The organism is Acinetobacter sp. 1130196 (assembly GCF_000588095.1).
Classification (GTDB): domain Bacteria; phylum Pseudomonadota; class Gammaproteobacteria; order Pseudomonadales; family Moraxellaceae; genus Acinetobacter; species Acinetobacter nosocomialis.
Map to the genome: position 1 here is coordinate 58,689 of NZ_JFWX01000019.1, position 16,215 is coordinate 74,903.

The 16,215-nt window shown below is 40.8% G+C and carries 14 protein-coding genes; 12 read left to right on the forward strand and 2 right to left on the reverse strand.

From position 1 onward, the window contains the following. Positions 1 to 12: 12 nt before the first annotated feature. Together J671_RS15180 and zigA are read left to right on the forward strand one after the other, a co-directional pair. The gene (locus J671_RS15180; protein WP_031982753.1) at positions 13 to 693 is read left to right on the forward strand and encodes a YcbK family protein; all 681 of its coding nucleotides are present in this window, start codon (positions 13 to 15) and stop codon (positions 691 to 693) included. A 148-nt stretch (positions 694 to 841) separates the two neighbouring features. Beyond that, positions 842 to 2,107 carry a zinc metallochaperone GTPase ZigA gene (zigA, locus tag J671_RS15185; RefSeq protein WP_081404911.1) on the forward strand — a complete coding sequence of 422 codons (1,266 nt, stop codon included), beginning with the start codon at positions 842 to 844 and terminating at the stop codon, positions 2,105 to 2,107. Between the two features lie 34 nt (positions 2,108 to 2,141). Here the strand turns inward: zigA and J671_RS15190 are convergent, their stop codons facing one another. Further along, positions 2,142 to 3,254: an acyltransferase family protein gene (locus J671_RS15190; RefSeq protein ID WP_031982756.1), complete on the reverse strand. Its 1,113-nt coding sequence runs from the start codon at positions 3,252 to 3,254 to the stop codon at positions 2,142 to 2,144. A gap of 354 nt (positions 3,255 to 3,608) precedes the next feature. Here J671_RS15190 and hutC point away from each other — a divergent pair, with 354 nt between their 5' ends. From hutC to murI, 10 genes are all read left to right on the forward strand, one after another. Next, on the forward strand, positions 3,609 to 4,361 hold the full coding sequence (gene hutC, locus J671_RS15195) for a histidine utilization repressor (protein ID WP_002132315.1): 753 nt from the start codon (positions 3,609 to 3,611) through the stop codon (positions 4,359 to 4,361). After that, positions 4,358 to 4,933 carry a HutD family protein gene (locus J671_RS15200; protein WP_031982757.1) on the forward strand — a complete coding sequence of 192 codons (576 nt, stop codon included), beginning with the start codon at positions 4,358 to 4,360 and terminating at the stop codon, positions 4,931 to 4,933. The genes hutC and J671_RS15200 overlap by 4 nt, the downstream gene beginning before the upstream one ends. A gap of 252 nt (positions 4,934 to 5,185) precedes the next feature. Then, positions 5,186 to 6,862 carry a urocanate hydratase gene (gene hutU / locus J671_RS15205; RefSeq protein WP_031982758.1) on the forward strand — a complete coding sequence of 559 codons (1,677 nt, stop codon included), beginning with the start codon at positions 5,186 to 5,188 and terminating at the stop codon, positions 6,860 to 6,862. 87 nt (positions 6,863 to 6,949) lie between these two features. Then, positions 6,950 to 8,488, forward strand: a complete 1,539-nt coding sequence (gene hutH / locus J671_RS15210) for a histidine ammonia-lyase (protein ID WP_031982759.1) — start codon at positions 6,950 to 6,952, stop codon at positions 8,486 to 8,488. Between the two features lie 64 nt (positions 8,489 to 8,552). Continuing rightward, the gene (locus J671_RS15215) at positions 8,553 to 9,965 is read left to right on the forward strand and encodes an amino acid permease (protein ID WP_031982760.1); all 1,413 of its coding nucleotides are present in this window, start codon (positions 8,553 to 8,555) and stop codon (positions 9,963 to 9,965) included. A gap of 51 nt (positions 9,966 to 10,016) precedes the next feature. Next, positions 10,017 to 11,222: an imidazolonepropionase gene (gene hutI / locus J671_RS15220; RefSeq protein ID WP_031982762.1), complete on the forward strand. Its 1,206-nt coding sequence runs from the start codon at positions 10,017 to 10,019 to the stop codon at positions 11,220 to 11,222. Between the two features lie 10 nt (positions 11,223 to 11,232). Continuing rightward, positions 11,233 to 12,153 (forward strand): formimidoylglutamase, encoded by a 921-nt coding sequence (gene hutG, locus J671_RS15225; RefSeq protein ID WP_031982763.1) that lies wholly within the window; start codon positions 11,233 to 11,235, stop codon positions 12,151 to 12,153. A 252-nt stretch (positions 12,154 to 12,405) separates the two neighbouring features. Beyond that, complete coding sequence (locus J671_RS15230) at positions 12,406 to 14,232, forward strand: DUF885 domain-containing protein (RefSeq protein ID WP_031982765.1); 1,827 nt, start codon at positions 12,406 to 12,408, stop codon at positions 14,230 to 14,232. A gap of 99 nt (positions 14,233 to 14,331) precedes the next feature. After that, complete coding sequence (locus J671_RS15235) at positions 14,332 to 14,970, forward strand: HAD family hydrolase (protein ID WP_004711385.1); 639 nt, start codon at positions 14,332 to 14,334, stop codon at positions 14,968 to 14,970. A gap of 23 nt (positions 14,971 to 14,993) precedes the next feature. Next, positions 14,994 to 15,794 (forward strand): glutamate racemase, encoded by an 801-nt coding sequence (gene murI / locus J671_RS15240; RefSeq protein WP_031982766.1) that lies wholly within the window; start codon positions 14,994 to 14,996, stop codon positions 15,792 to 15,794. 63 nt (positions 15,795 to 15,857) lie between these two features. On the opposite strand, the gene J671_RS15245 is transcribed toward murI, so the two are convergent. Continuing rightward, a partial coding sequence (locus J671_RS15245; protein ID WP_002055607.1) for an IS30 family transposase occupies positions 15,858 to 16,215 on the reverse strand: 358 nt, incomplete at its 5' end.

The following is a 16,215-nucleotide window of genomic DNA, read 5'->3' on the forward strand; positions in this document are numbered from 1 at the left end:
AACAACATATTTATGAAATATTCCTATTTAGGTTTAATCTTACTTTCTCTTACCGCGTGTACGACTCAAACACCTAAGCCAACCGTTTCTAAGCATCCTTACTCTTTGCCTCAGCCATCTAAAACAGTGGTAAGAATAAAACAACAACCCAAAGATTATACTGCTTGGATCGCAACCGCAGATCACGCGCAGTCTGTACAAGCTTATAAGCAATTTCTTAAGCAAAAAGGGCTTGCCAATTTAGTCCCAGATTATGAGTTATTACGTTCAGCACGAGACTGGCAAAAATGTGGTGTCGAGCCTTATGCGGTGCCGCCGAGAGAGGTTTGGTCCAATATTGTTCCGACGCTTAGCATTTTAAAAGCCTTAGTTGATGATGGTGTGATTAACGATTTTGAAGTGACATCGGCTTATCGAGCTTTATCTTTAAACCGCTGTGCGGGTGGGGCTGATGCTTCTCGACATGTCTTTAATGCAGCGCTTGATTTTCGAATTGGGCCAGAACAGCCTAGCGACTTAGACCAGTTTAATATTCAACAAACCAAAACCAAGCTTTGTCAGTTCTGGGAAACCAAAGGGCAAGCACTTAACATGGGGCTGGGTGTTTATGCTTCGGGACAAATCCATATTGATAGTCAAGGATTCCGTTCATGGGGACCTGACCATCACTATAGAACCTCAATTTGTCAGTAACTATAAAAGCAATTTTTTCAAAGACTAAGTGAATTGGCTTAAATAAAACTGGAATAAGAACTTGATCAATAGTTATGTTATAACATAACATTACTGTGGTTTAGAAATAGATTACGCCTGTGATCTGGCCATATTTAAATGGCCAGCCATGATCAGTTTAAATATTATTCGAAGAGATCAAGCCATGCACACTGCAATCGCCAACTCATTTGCCAAGCTTCCAGTCACTGTTTTATCGGGCTTTTTGGGTGCAGGAAAGACCACATTACTCAATCATATTTTAAATAATCGCGAAGGCCGCCGTATTGCCGTGATTGTTAATGATATGTCTGAGGTAAATATTGATGCGGCATTAGTACGTGAAGGTGGGGCAGAGCTTTCAAGAACGGATGAAAAACTGGTTGAAATGAGTAATGGCTGTATTTGCTGTACATTACGAGAAGATTTATTGGTTGAGGTGAGACGCTTAGCCGATGACGGGCGCTTTGATCAATTGGTAATTGAGTCGACGGGTATTTCAGAACCACTGCCTGTTGCAGAAACCTTTACCTTTGAAGATGAAGATGGAAACTCTCTCAATGAATTCGCTCGACTCGACACCATGGTTACGGTAGTCGATGCTTTTAACTTTCTGAAAGATTACAGCTCAGTCGACTCACTGCAACAACGTGGTGAGTCATTAGGCGAGCAAGATGAGCGAACTGTAGTTGACTTGCTTATCGATCAGATCGAGTTTTGTGATGTGATTGTGCTGAACAAAATTGACTTGATTGATCAGGCGCAGCAAGACCAGCTTATCGCCATTTTAAAAACTCTAAACCCGCGTGCTCGAATTGAGATTGCTCAATTTGGAAAGATTGCCTTAGATAAAATTTTAAATACACAGTTATTTGACTTTGATGAAGCCGCGCAAGCACCGGGTTGGTTAAAAGAGTTACGCGGCGAGCATACACCTGAAACTGAAGAGTATGGCATTAGTAGCTTTGTTTATCGTGCCCGCCGACCTTTCCATCCAGAACGTTTTTATGATTTGGTACAGGCTGAATGGCCGGGAGTTGTGCGTTCCAAAGGCTTTTTCTGGTTGGCTGCCGAACCGACATTGGCTTATTCATGGTCACAAGCGGGAGCAATGGCTCGACACGGTTTAGCTGGTTATTGGTGGGCAGCCGTTGCAGAAGAAGACTGGCCGAGTGACCTAGCCAGTATTGAAGAAATTAAGAAAAACTGGGATGCCCGCACAGGTGATGCGCGTCAGGAGCTGGTTTTAATTGGTATGCAAATGGATGAGCAAGCTTTAATACAACGCTTGGATAGCTGCTTGTTAAGCGATGAAGAAATGGCTTTAGGCCCGCAAGTTTGGCAGAGCTGGTCGAACCCTTTTAAGCAAGATGATGAAACGATGTTGATTGCTTAATAAAAAAGCCCCTATTTTCAAGGGGCTTATTTTTTTAAGATTTATCTTTAATAAAAACCTTTCGAATGTAGCTGTTAAGCGGGGTGGAATAATATTTTTCAATCGCAGCGCTAATAACAAAAGTTAGAACTAGATAGCCAATTAAAAGCATAATTTTGATGCTAGCGTCGGTTTGAGCCGGAACAAAAGCAACTTTCATAAGACCTAGTACTACCAGATGAAACAAATAAGTTTCGTAACTTCGTTGCCCCAACCAGACCATCACCTTGGTCAATAGGTTATGCGCCTGTGTTTCGGAAGGATGCTGAAAACACAAAATCAGTAAGCCTGTGGCAAAAGCAAATAAGCTAATACCCCATGTGCTGACTTCTTTAATTGGAGCATATAAATATAGAGCGGTCATACTTAAAATGATTAGCCATGAAAGAAGTTTTTTATAGGGCCAATTTGGCTGATATTTATGAGAAAAAATGGCAGTTAAACAACCAACTGCTATGCCATCAAAGCTCGAAAAATAGTGATATAAATAGGCACCGCTTTCTTCTCCAAAATGCAGGGACCTAAAATAAGGCCCGTAAACAATTACCCCAATCAATACAGCAATAAAGACCTTATTACTACGCGTAAGCAAGCACAATAATGGGAAAACAAAATAGAAAACCTCTTCCACAGAGAGTGACCACAACACGCCCAAGGCGTAGTTTACCCAACCGAATTTAATAATCAGGATATTCATCCAGAAGGTTAAAGCTGCAAATATGGTTAAAGGATAAGAGACCTCAATACCATTCGGAGCTTGGTTCATAAAGGGTTTTAAGTCAAATGAACCAAGTATGCTTACCCCTAAAATGAGTAATACCAAACACGGCAAAATACGCGCTGCCCGTCGGATATAAAAATGCTTGAGGTTAATTGCAGAAAATTGTTTATCTCTTTTTAAAGTGTGGTGGGTAATTAAAAAACCCGAAATCACAAAAAACATGGTGACACCATAGTTTCCATTTCTTGCGATGACTGTGCTAAATGCTTCACCTAAAAAATCAAAACCTAACCATGTATCTTTGAGTTTATAGGGAATATTAAAATGATGTAAAAGAACCAAAAGGATAGACATTCCTCGAAGAATATCTATTTTATAATTACGCATTCGATATGCTTCCAGCTTTATTAATATACTGTGTGGCAGCAGAATACTATTGATCAGTTATTTTAAATAAAAATTTTACGCATCATTTCGTAAACTAAAAAAGACTACATTTTTGCTTCTTTGAATTGAGCTAAGGCATAGCAGAAATAATTATTAAATAAATATTTATAAAGCATTTATATATTTGAATTTTTCTACATAAAACTTTAAATTAGCTTTTACCGAACTATGTTTGTTTTTTAGACTTATTAAAATATATTTAATTCATAAATTAACATGTTGTATGTGGTTGTATATACATAGCATGTCAACTAAAATACCTTTTTGCCTGCTGCCTTTTTTGAGTAATTAGTTATGCCCAGAACATCAAAACAAGAACATACTGAGCTTTCGATTGAAGCTGATAGTCCAGTTCCTTTATATCAACGCGTAAAACAGCTGATTTCACAAAAGATTTATGAAGGTACTTGGGCTGTAAATAAAAAAATTCCTTCGGAAAGTGAACTGGTTAATCAACTTGGCTGTAGCCGTATGACGGTAAACCGTGCGCTACGTGAGCTAACGACTGAGGGTTTGCTCGTTCGAATTCAGGGCGTTGGTTCTTTCGTTGCTGAAGGGCAAGGCCGAACTGCACTTTTTCAAATTAATAATATCGCCGATGAGATTATTGCACGAAACCATAAGCACCATGCTGAAGTTTTAGTCTTAGAACAAATTTATGCAAATGCAGAGCAAAGCGTGTTAATGCAAACTCGCGAAGGGCAAAGATTATTTCACTCGATTATTGTGCATTATGAAAATGATGTACCTGTTCAGGTCGAAGATCGTTTAGTCGATGCAGCGCTGATTCCAGATTATTTAGAACAAGATTTTAAAACCATTACCCCAAATGCTTATCTCATGGCGAAAGCGCCAGTGACGGAAGGTGAACACATTGTTGAGGCGGTTTTAGCATCTGCTCAAGAGTGTAAATGGTTGAAGATTACTAAAGCTGAACCGTGTTTACTCATTCGTCGCCGTACATGGTCAAACAAACAGCTCATTTCAAGTGCACGTCTGATTTATCCGGGTAGTCGTTATTATCTCGAAGGGAAATTTAATCCATGATTGAATTGATCAGGGCCGATCAATATACAAAAATGCTTTGGAAAAACGGTGCGGGTTTCACTTTAGAAATTGCCAGAAGCCAAGGTGAAGCCGATTTCGATTGGCGCATTTCGATGGCAGATGTGACCACTTCCGGACCATTTTCGTTATTTCCCAACAAGCAGCGCATTATTAGCGTACTCGATGGGCAGGGCATGGTATTGCATGTCGATGAGCTTCCTGCCAAAACGCTAAACCAAGGCGATATTTTTGCTTTTCATGGTGAGAGTCAGGTTCAAAGTGAACTTGTAAATGGGGCAATTCGAGATTTAAATTTAATTTATGATCCTGCAAAGTTTCATGCTCGTTTTCAGTGGTTGAATGATGCAGCGGAGCAGGTATTTATAAGTTCGGCAGATCTGATTTTCATTTTTAATCAGGGTAGTGAAACACAAGTAAATGTGGATGATCATTCCGTTCAGATTGCTGCTCATGAGACACTAAAAATTGAGAAAAAATCTGGCGTGACATCGATCAACTTTCCTAAAAAACAACTTAAAAGCTGCTATGTCATTGAGTTAATTCAACGTTAAAAAGACATCATTTACGACTTAAAAAGCACATGTCTTGTTAGAAGATATGTGCTTTTTTTTATGCCAGATATAAAAATAAATTAATTTAATTCATAAGCTTATTCAATTTTTCTAAAAAAATATGAGTCACCCTCTTCACGCCGAAAAATATTTGTGTAGTATATGGATGTATATACAAGTTAATACATTACTATACAAATGCAGAAACAAGTGATGTTCTGCTGATGTAAGCTCAAAGGAAGGAGTCCGACTGTGACAACAACGACAACAAAATTTCGTGATGTAGAAATTCGTGCACCACGCGGCACTGAATTAACGGCTAAGAGTTGGTTAACTGAAGCCCCATTACGTATGTTGATGAATAACCTTGATCCGGACGTTGCAGAAAACCCGAAAGAGTTAGTTGTATACGGTGGTATTGGTCGTGCAGCACGAAACTGGGAATGTTTCGACAAAATTGTAGATACGCTAAATAATCTTGAAACTGACGAAACTTTATTGGTTCAATCAGGCAAACCAGTTGGTGTGTTTAAAACTCATAAAGATGCACCACGCGTTTTAATTGCAAACTCAAACCTTGTACCGCACTGGGCAAACTGGGAACACTTTAACGAATTAGACGCTAAAGCTTTGGCAATGTATGGTCAAATGACAGCAGGTTCATGGATCTACATTGGTAGCCAAGGCATTGTGCAGGGTACTTATGAAACTTTCGTTGAGGCAGGCCGCCAACACTACAACGGTGACTTAAAAGGTCGTTGGGTTCTTACTGCTGGTTTAGGTGGTATGGGTGGTGCTCAGCCTCTAGCTGCAACACTTGCAGGTGCGTGTTCTTTAAACATTGAATGCCAACAAGCAAGTATCGATTTCCGTTTACGTACCCGTTATGTAGACGAACAAGCAACTGATTTAGACGACGCTTTAGCGCGTATTGACCGCTATACAAAAGAAGGTAAAGCAATTTCCATTGCGCTTCATGGTAATGCTGCTGAAATTTTACCTGAGCTTGTTCGTCGTGGTGTGCGTCCAGACATGGTGACAGACCAAACAAGTGCACACGATCCACTTAATGGCTACTTACCAGTAGGTTGGACTTGGGACGAATATCGTGCACGTGCGAAAACTGAACCAGAAGCTGTGGTAAAAGCTGCAAAACAGTCGATGGCGAAGCACGTACAAGCGATGCTTGATTTCCAGAAAATGGGTGTTCCAACATTTGACTATGGCAATAACATCCGTCAAATGGCGAAAGATGAAGGTGTAGCAAACGCTTTTGATTTCCCAGGCTTCGTACCTGCGTACATCCGTCCATTGTTCTGCCGTGGTATTGGTCCATTCCGTTGGGCAGCACTTTCTGGTGACCCAGAAGACATTTATAAAACAGATGCCAAAGTTAAAGAGTTAATTCCTGATGATGAACATTTACATCACTGGTTAGACATGGCTCCCGAACGCATTAGCTTCCAAGGCTTACCAGCGCGTATTTGCTGGGTAGGTTTGGGCTTACGTGCAAAACTTGGTTTGGCATTTAACGAAATGGTTCGTAGCGGTGAATTGTCTGCACCAGTTGTGATTGGTCGTGACCACTTGGACTCAGGTTCGGTTGCAAGTCCTAACCGTGAAACTGAAGCAATGCAAGACGGTTCAGACGCAGTATCAGACTGGCCTTTATTAAACGCGTTGCTCAATACAGCAGGCGGCGCAACTTGGGTGTCTTTACATCACGGTGGTGGTGTAGGTATGGGCTTCTCTCAACACTCAGGCGTTGTGATTGTGTGTGATGGTACAGATGAAGCTGCTGCACGTATTGCTCGCGTACTGACTAATGACCCTGCAACAGGTGTTATGCGTCATGCCGATGCAGGTTATGAAATTGCGATTAACTGTGCCAAAGAGCAAGGCTTACACTTGCCAATGATCACGCAATAAAAATACATGGAAGAACTAGCGGTGCTTTTTGCAATTGTGAAAAGCACCGTCTCAGCAGAATATAGTGCAAAAAATTAGGAAGCCAACATGGAATTACTTATCCAACCAGGAAAACTGACCTTAGCCGATTTACGTCAAGCGTACCTCAACCCGATCAAAGTTAAATTGGATGAAAGTGCTTCATCTGCAATTGATGCAAGTGTGGCTTGCGTTGAGAAAATTGTAAATGAAGGGCGTACAGCTTACGGTATTAACACAGGCTTTGGCTTACTCGCGTCAACCAAAATTGCTCCTGAAGATTTAGAAAAGTTACAACGTTCATTGGTTCTGTCACATGCAGCAGGTGTAGGTGAAGCACTTGATGATGCAATGGTTCGTTTAATTATTCTGTTAAAAGCAAATAGCTTGGCGCGTGGTTTCTCAGGTATTCGTCGTAAAGTAATTGATGCTTTGTTGGCTTTAATTAATGCCGAAGTTTACCCACACATTCCACTTAAAGGTTCAGTAGGTGCTTCAGGTGACTTGGCACCACTTGCACACATGTCTTTAGTTTTACTTGGTGAAGGTAAGGCACGTTATAAGGGTGAATGGTTAACAGCTGTTGAAGCTTTAAAAGTTGCAGGTTTAGAACCAATTTCTTTAGCTGCTAAAGAAGGTTTGGCACTTTTAAACGGTACACAAGTGTCAACTGCTTATGCGTTACGTGGCTTGTTTGAAGCTGAAGACTTGTTTGCTGCTGCAACGGTTTGTGGTGGCTTAAGTGTTGAAGCAATGTTGGGTTCACGTGCACCATTTGATGCGCGTATTCACGAAGTACGTGGCCAACGTGGTCAAATTGATGTAGCTGCGGCTTATCGTGACCTATTAACAGACTCAAGTGAAATTGCACATTCACATGAAGACTGTAGCAAAGTTCAAGACCCATACTCTTTACGTTGCCAGCCACAGGTCATGGGTGCATGTTTAACCCAAATCCGTCAGGCTGCTGAAGTATTAGAAATTGAAGCAAATGCTGTATCGGATAACCCGCTTGTTTTTGCTGAACAAGGTGACGTGATTTCTGGTGGTAACTTCCACGCAGAACCTGTTGCAATGGCGGCAGATAATTTAGCATTGGCGATCGCTGAAATTGGCTCACTGTCAGAACGTCGTATTTCGATGATGATGGACCGCCACATGTCACAACTTCCACCATTCTTGGTTGCAAATGGTGGTGTTAACTCAGGCTTTATGATTGCACAAGTGACAGCTGCTGCACTTGCGAGCGATAATAAAGCACTTGCACATCCTGCAAGCGTTGATAGTTTACCAACGTCTGCCAATCAGGAAGACCACGTATCGATGGCTCCGAATGCCGGTAAGCGTCTTTGGTACATGGCTGACAACGTTCGTGGCATTTTAGCTGTTGAATGGTTAGGCGCTTGTCAGGGTTTAGACTTCCGTGAAGGTTTAAAAAGCTCGCCTAAACTTGAACAAGCTCGTAAAATCTTGCGCGATCAAGTTCCTTACTACAGCGAAGATCGTTTCTTTGCTCCGGATATCGAACAGGCTAGTGAATTGCTTGCGAGTGGTTGCCTAAACAAGTTACTCATTCCAAAACTACTCCCTAGTTTATCTGAAGTGTGATTGATAAAACGGTCACATGGAGTGGCCGAATCCAACTAAATTTCCTCAAGGATTGGAGATTATAATGTCACAAAACTCCACACTACAGCGGGGTTTAAACACCCGCCATATTCGTTTCTTGGCATTGGGCTCAGCAATTGGAACTGGGCTTTTCTATGGTTCGGCGACTGCCATCAAAATGGCAGGGCCTTCAGTATTACTCGCGTATATCGTTGCAGGGATTGCAATTTATATCGTTATGCGCGCACTGGGTGAGATGGCTGTCCATAACCCTGTCTCTGGCTCATTCAGCCACTATGCGTCTCAGTACATTGGTCCATTGGCGGGGTTTACCACAGGTTGGACCTATGTTTTTGAGATGGTGATTGTTGCAATTGCCGATGTCACTGCATTTGGTATTTATATGGGGTTCTGGTATCCCGATGTACCACGGTGGATCTGGATTTTGTCTCTCATCATGTTCCTAGGCGCAATTAACCTTATTCATGTAAAAGTCTTTGGTGAACTCGAATTTTGGCTTTCTATTGTGAAAGTCAGTGCCATTGTTGCCATGATTTTAGGTGGCTTGGGTTTAATGTTCTACGGTTTCCATGTTGACCACAGCAATGTTGTACCGGGGCTTCAAAACCTATGGATTTATGATGGTTTCATGCCGCATGGTATTGCAGGTTTAGTGGCATGTTTATCTGTAGTGGTATTCGCTTTTGGCGGGGTCGAAATTATTGGTTTAACCGCAGGTGAGTCACAAGACCCGAAAACGACTCTACCAAAAGCAATTAATGCCGTTCCAGTCCGTATCTTACTGTTCTATGTACTCACTATTTTTGTACTTATGTCGATTTTCCCATGGAACCAGATTGGTAGCCAAGGCAGCCCGTTTGTACAAATTTTTGAAAACTTAGGCATTAAATCTGCTGCAAATATTTTAAATATTGTGGTGGTGACAGCAGCAATTTCAGCAATTAATAGTGATGTATTTGGTGCAGGCCGTATGTTGTACGGTATGGCAAATCGTGGTCAAGCACCGCAAGTGTTTAAGAAACTTTCACGTAATGGTGTGCCTTGGATGACTGTTGTGGTTATGGCTGGGGGGCTGTTAATTGGTGTGGGGCTGAACTACCTGATTCCTGAAAATGTATTTGTCATCATTGCTTCAATTGCAACGTTTGCAACTGTTTGGGTATGGCTCATGATCTTGCTTTCGCAAGTGGCGATGCGCCGTAAATTATCTACTGCTGAAATTAAGGCACTAGATTTCCCTGTATTTGGCTGGCCATATGCACCTGCTTTTGCAATCGGTTTTATGGTGTTCATTTTAGTCATGATGGGCTACTTCCCAGACTCGCGTCCTGCAATTTATGTAGGAATCACTTGGCTTGCTCTCTTAACCATTGCGTATCGCATTTGGGTAAAACCGGAGCAAAGCTTGGGAAAGGAAAGTGAGCCTGTCCAGCAAAATATAGAAATGGAAAGCTAACAAATCAACTGCCCAATAGTTTTACTGTTGGGCAGTTTCGAGGATAGGCTAATGAAAAAACTTTGGCAAAACTGCCATATTGCGACCATGCAAAATGGGCAATATTCTTATATCGAAGATGCTGCAATTGTCACAGAAGGGCATCTCATCCACTGGATTGGAAAACAACAACAACTTCCTACCGACACTTATTCCGAAACAGTTGACTTAAATGGTGCTTGGGTAACTCCAGGTTTCATCGACTGTCATACGCACAGTGTTTTTGGTGGCAACCGTAGTGTTGAGTTTGAAAAGCGCTTACAAGGCGTGAGCTATGCTGAAATTGCAGCAAGTGGTGGCGGCATTGCTAGCACAGTGCGTGCAACCCGTGAAGCAAGTGAAGAACAATTATTAAATTCGGCACTTAAACGTATTCGCTCTATGCAGCAAGACGGTGTCACCACCATTGAAATTAAGTCTGGCTACGGACTCAATTACGAAAACGAGCGCAAGATGCTGCGTGTGATCCGTCAAATTGGTGAAAAATTACCGATGACGGTCAAAAGTACCTGTTTGGCTGCCCATGCGTTACCGCCAGAGTATAAAGACCAAAGCGATGCTTATATCGAGCATATCTGTACAGAAATGTTGCCTAAACTACATGCTGAAGGTTTAGTCGATGCAGTAGATGCGTTTTGCGAGCATTTAGCCTTTTCACCTGCTCAGGTTGAACGTGTTTTTAAAACGGCACAATCATTGGGTCTACCCGTTAAGCTTCATGCTGAACAGCTTTCATCACTAGGCGGCTCAAGCTTGGCAGCACGTTATCATGCTTTGTCGGCTGACCATTTAGAGTACATGACCGAAGATGATGTCAAAGCCATGGCAGAGTCGGGTACGGTTGCTGTGTTATTGCCGGGGGCCTTTTATTTATTGCGTGAAACACAATACCCACCAATTGAAAGTCTGATTAAGCATGGCGTGCGTATTGCGTTGTCGAGTGATTTAAATCCGGGTACATCTCCAGCACTTTCTGTACGTTTAATGCTGAATATGGGCAGTACGTTATTCCGTTTAACACCTGAGCAAGCTTTAGCGGGTGTCACCATTCATGCCGCACAAGCGCTCGGTTTAGAGCAAACACACGGTAGTTTGGAGCAGGGTAAAGTCGCTGATTTTGTGGCTTGGGATATTGAACATCCATCTGAAATTGTTTACTGGCTTGGCGGAGATTTGCCTAAGCGAGTCGTTCAGCATGGACAAGAAGTTATTTTTTAAACGGTGTCACATGAATCACACATTTAAATGGCAAGGCCGACATGATGGCGAGGGTGAGGCACATCAACGTATCCACCATATTGTGAACAAAACTCAACATGCCGAATTTGCCCTGATTGGTTTTAGCTCTGATGAAGGCGTGAAACGTAACAAAGGCCGCGTCGGTGCTGCCGACGCACCAGATGCAATCCGCACGCAACTTGCTAACTTACCGATTCATCGTCCAGTGAGTCTGGTCGATTTGGGTACGGTGACTTGTGAATATGAGAATTTAGAGCAAGCACAAAGCGAGTTAGCTGAACAAGTCCTAAACAGCCTACAAAATGGTTTAAAACCGATTGTATTGGGCGGTGGACATGAAGTTGCATTTGGCAGCTTTAGCGGTTTATTTCAATATATACAAGCGCATGCGCCAGATAAAAAAATAGGCATTATTAATTTCGATGCCCATTTCGATTTGCGTGAAGCAGAGCATGCCACCTCTGGAACACCTTTTTTACAAGCAGCAAGGCTTTCAGAACAGCATCAAAAACAATTTAATTATTTATGTATTGGAGTTGCCAACCATGCCAATACTAAAGTTTTGTTTGATACAGCCGATGCGTTAAATTGTTCATATTTACGCGATCATGAGGTTAATATTTTTAACCTACCAAACGTGCTCGCGGCGGTTGACGCTTTTATTGAAAAAGTAGACTGCTTGTACGTTACGATTGATTTAGATGTCTTCGCGGCTGCGGTTGCCCGGGGGGTCAGTGCCCCAGCCGTAAAAGGAATTGATTTAGCCACTTTTGAAGCAATTTTTAAGCATATTCAAGAGACTGGAAAAATCAAACTTTTGGATATTGCCGAGTGCAATCCAAAATTTGATTTGGACAATAGAACAGCAAAACTGGCTGCCTATATTGTTTATCAATATTTGTTTTCTTGAGAAGCAATTTTTAATGTAGAAATGAAAAAGTGCACTGAGATCGCTCATGTGCGCTTTTTTTGACTTTCTGGTAAATTAAAGTCAGATTCGGAATATAGATAGCAACTATAAATAATTTAATTAAAAAGAAAATTAATTTATAAAATCATTGAGTTAAAAAATACTCGATTTTTACACTATTTTATAGGCTGCTTGGCACGTAATTTGTTTTGTCTATATTTTAAACTTCGTTAAATATTTCTGGATAATTAAATGAAAAACAAAACCTTACATTATGCTTGTATCAGTGTTTTATTTTGGATGTCTCATTCCTCTAATGCTACACCCCCCGAAATAAATACAAATACCACCGAAAAATCACAAGCTAAACAAAACAGTGATGTCTCTGTTCGGGTGAAAGCTTTAAATCAGCTTTTACAAGAACAATGGGAATATACTTTGAAAAATAACCCTGAAACTGCAACGACTTTAGGCGATTTACGCTACAACGATCGATGGACCGAGTTTTCAAAAAATCAGATCGAGAAAGATAAAAAAACTACTCAAAAATTTTTAAAACGTTTTGAAGCGATTGATAGCACAGGGTTTTCAGCAACTGATCAATTAAATAAAGATTTAATGATTTATCAGTTGAAAGAGACGCTTAAAAATTATGATTTGAAACTCTATGAGATGCCTTTCAATCAAATGTGGGGACTACATTTACAATTTCCGGGATTTATTAGTTCGATTTCCTTTGATAATGCTAAACAATATCAAGACTATATTGCTCGTTTAAAACAAATTCCTCTTATTCTTGATCAAGGTATTCAGTTAGCGAAACAAGGACAAAAAGATGGTTTGATACCACCGAAATATTTACTTGAAAAAGTGGCAAAGCAGATTGATAGCATTGCAACTCCAGCAGGGAAAGACAGTGTGTTTGCTTCTCCATTAAAGCAATTTCCAAAAAACATTTCGAAAGCAGAACAAGAGCGTCTAAGCCGTGAAATACTACAGGCCATAGATCAGAATGTTCGGCCTGCTTATCAAAAACTCGGTACGTTTATTCAGAAAGATTACTTACCCTATGGACGACAACACGAGGGTATCTGGAGCTTGCCAAACGGTGACGAACTCTATCGCTTTTATGTAGAAAACAATACGACAACCTCGGAAAACCCTGAAACTATTCATCAGCTTGGGTTAAAAGAAGTTGCTCGTATAGAAGCGGAAATGCTGAAAATTGCTAAAGCACAAGGTTTCAATGACTTAAAAAGTTTCCAACAATCTCTAAAAACAAATCCTACGGTTTTCCCAAAATCTCGTGAAGAAATTTTAGAAATTTATCGCGGGTATATTGCCCAAATGCAACCGGAGTTGCCGAAGCTATTTGGTTTATTACCTAAAAATAAAGTCGAAGTTTTACCTGTAGAGCAATATCGAGAAAAAGAAGCGGCAGGTGCCGAGTATCACCAAGGTACGCCTGATGGTTCACGCCCCGGACAAGTATATGTAAATACAGGGGACTTCTCTGAACGTTCCAAAATATCCATGGAAGCGACTGCTTACCATGAGGCAATTCCCGGCCATCATATGCAGATTGATATTGCCCAAAACCTGCCAAATTTGCCGATGTTCCGAAAGCAGCCTAACCATACTGCCTATATAGAAGGATGGGCACTTTATGCAGAGCAATTGGGCAAAGATGTTGGTTTCTATAAAGACCCGCTTTCAGACTATGGAAGACTCTCGAGTGAGTTGTTCCGTGCTTGTCGTTTAGTGGTGGACACTGGCGTACATTATAAAAAGTGGACGCGCCAACAAATGATTGATTTTATGCGCGAACACTCAGCTTTAGATGAACCTGATATTCAGGCAGAGGCAGACCGCTATATTGCTATTCCTGCCCAAGCATTGGCATACAAAATGGGCCAACTCAAAATTTTAGAGCTACGGGAGCTTGCGAAACAGGAGCTTGGAGATCGTTTTGATATCAAAGCCTTTCATGACATGGTTTTAAATGCAGGAACACTGCCTCTAAATATACTCGATGCCCGTATTAAAAATTGGATAAAGGAACAAAAAGCGGCAGCTTAAAATAAAATCCGAAATTTAGGTCAGGTCCTCGTTGGGCCTGATTTAAAAATATATAAAAAACATAATATAATAATGAAAAATATACTTTTGAAATTAGAAATGGAAAAAAACCTAAAACAATATCAGGCTATTATTTTTGATTTAGATGGCACTTTAGCCGACTCCTTTCATTTTTTTCTAAGCGTTTTAAATCAACTTTCCGCAAAGTATAAGTTTAAATCGGTAAGCCTTCACGAAGTCGAGTACTACAAACAACTTACGCCTAGAGAAATTATGAAAGAGATGAATGTTTCTAGGTGGAAACTGCCTTGGATTGCGAAAGATTTTATTCAGTTAATGAAAGAAAGAGATGAAGAAATTCATTTGTTTGAAGGTATGCGGGACCACTTAATTGAACTGCATAAGCGTGGATATACGCTCGCAATTATTACTTCAAACTCTAAAGAAAACTGTCAAAATGTACTGGGTAAAGAACTCTGTGAGCTTTTTAGTCATATTGATGGCGGCTCGTCTATATTTGGCAAAGCGAAGCGGATAACGCGTGTTCTCAACATTTTGGATGTAAGTAAAAACCATGCCATTTATGTCGGCGACCAAACCACCGATGGCGAAGCTGCACATAAAGCAGGCATTGATTTTGCTGCGGTAGGTTGGGGTTATACATCGGCCGAAAAATTAAAAACCATTCAACCCAAAGTCGTGCTAACAGACTTGGCAACCATGAAAGAATTTTTCTAAATATATGAAATGCAGGACAAACCATGAATAACAATAACAACCCGATTGGAATGATTGACTCTGGTTTAGGTGGGTTGTCTCTCTTTAAGCATATTCGGCAGGCTCTTCCGAATGAAGACATTATCTATTTCGCCGACTCGAAATATGTCCCTTATGGAGACAGAGAAAGTGACTGGATTGTTTCACGAACTACGCATTTAATTTCAAACCTAGTTGCTCAAGGTAAATGCAAAGCGATCGTGATTGCTTGTAACACCATGACGGCCGTAGCAGTTGAAACGATTAGAGCGCAAATTAATGTGCCGCTTATTGCGATAGAACCAGCGGTAAAACCCGCAGTAGCAATCACTCAAAGTAAGTATATTGCTGTCTTGGCAACTGCCACCACGGTGAAGGGCAAAAACTTAAAAAGTTTGATTGAAACGTATGCGCAAGATATTAAAGTGTCTTTAGTACCATGTATTGGTCTGGCCGAAAAAATCGAAACGGGCAAAGCCCATACCGCGGAGGTTAAGGATTATTTAAAAAATATTTTGGCACCGTTGGTCGAGCAAAAAGTCGATACGATTATTTTAGGATGCACGCACTATCCATTTGTCTCAGACACGATTCAGGAAATTGTAGGGCGTGATATTCAAATTATTGAGCCTTCCGAAGCTGTAACAGCGCAATTAATTCGGCAGCTCAATCAATATCATTTAAGTTCTGAAAGTCCAAATGAAGGGAACCATATTATTTGGACCAGTTCAGACCCGTTGGAAGTTGCGGACGTTACTTTTTCTTTGTTAGGTACGCGTTTACCCGTAAAAGCTATAGAAAATTAAACTCTAGAAAAGATGATAAGAGGTGTTTGCTTATCATCTTATATTTTTATATAGACGGCGAATTCAAACATGAGGTGCGACAGTTTCAAAAGCCATATGATAATCAACAAGCTGAGCAAATTTCTCTAATGGTGTAAGCCAATCTAACGCCTTTCTAGGACGAGTATTCAGTGACATGGCAACTTGATTTAAATAATGCTGATCTGCCTGATTTAAATCAATCCCTTTAGGTAAATATTGCCTAATTAAACCATTCATATTTTCGCATGTGCCTTTTTGCCAAGGTGAATGTGGGTCACAGAAATATACATCTATGCCTAAATCTTCTTCGAGTATTTTATGTTCTGACATCTCGCGTCCACGGTCATAGGTCAACGTTTTACGCAGTTCTGCAGGTAAATATTTCAGAGCTTCAGTTAAA

What these genes read in the sequence shown, in the direction of transcription:
- J671_RS15215 (WP_031982760.1), top strand. Translation starts at nt 8,553, where the DNA reads ATGTCACAAAACTCCACACTACAGCGGGGTTTAAACACCCGCCATATT.
- hutH (WP_031982759.1), top strand. Translation starts at nt 6,950, where the DNA reads ATGGAATTACTTATCCAACCAGGAAAACTGACCTTAGCCGATTTACGT.
- J671_RS15235 (WP_004711385.1), top strand. Translation starts at nt 14,332, where the DNA reads ATGGAAAAAAACCTAAAACAATATCAGGCTATTATTTTTGATTTAGAT.
- hutG (WP_031982763.1), top strand. Translation starts at nt 11,233, where the DNA reads ATGAATCACACATTTAAATGGCAAGGCCGACATGATGGCGAGGGTGAG.
- J671_RS15190 (WP_031982756.1), bottom strand. Translation starts at nt 3,254, where the DNA reads ATGCGTAATTATAAAATAGATATTCTTCGAGGAATGTCTATCCTTTTG.
- J671_RS15230 (WP_031982765.1), top strand. Translation starts at nt 12,406, where the DNA reads ATGAAAAACAAAACCTTACATTATGCTTGTATCAGTGTTTTATTTTGG.
- zigA (WP_081404911.1), top strand. Translation starts at nt 842, where the DNA reads ATGATCAGTTTAAATATTATTCGAAGAGATCAAGCCATGCACACTGCA.
- hutI (WP_031982762.1), top strand. Translation starts at nt 10,017, where the DNA reads ATGAAAAAACTTTGGCAAAACTGCCATATTGCGACCATGCAAAATGGG.
- J671_RS15180 (WP_031982753.1), top strand. Translation starts at nt 13, where the DNA reads ATGAAATATTCCTATTTAGGTTTAATCTTACTTTCTCTTACCGCGTGT.
- J671_RS15200 (WP_031982757.1), top strand. Translation starts at nt 4,358, where the DNA reads ATGATTGAATTGATCAGGGCCGATCAATATACAAAAATGCTTTGGAAA.
- murI (WP_031982766.1), top strand. Translation starts at nt 14,994, where the DNA reads ATGAATAACAATAACAACCCGATTGGAATGATTGACTCTGGTTTAGGT.
- hutC (WP_002132315.1), top strand. Translation starts at nt 3,609, where the DNA reads ATGCCCAGAACATCAAAACAAGAACATACTGAGCTTTCGATTGAAGCT.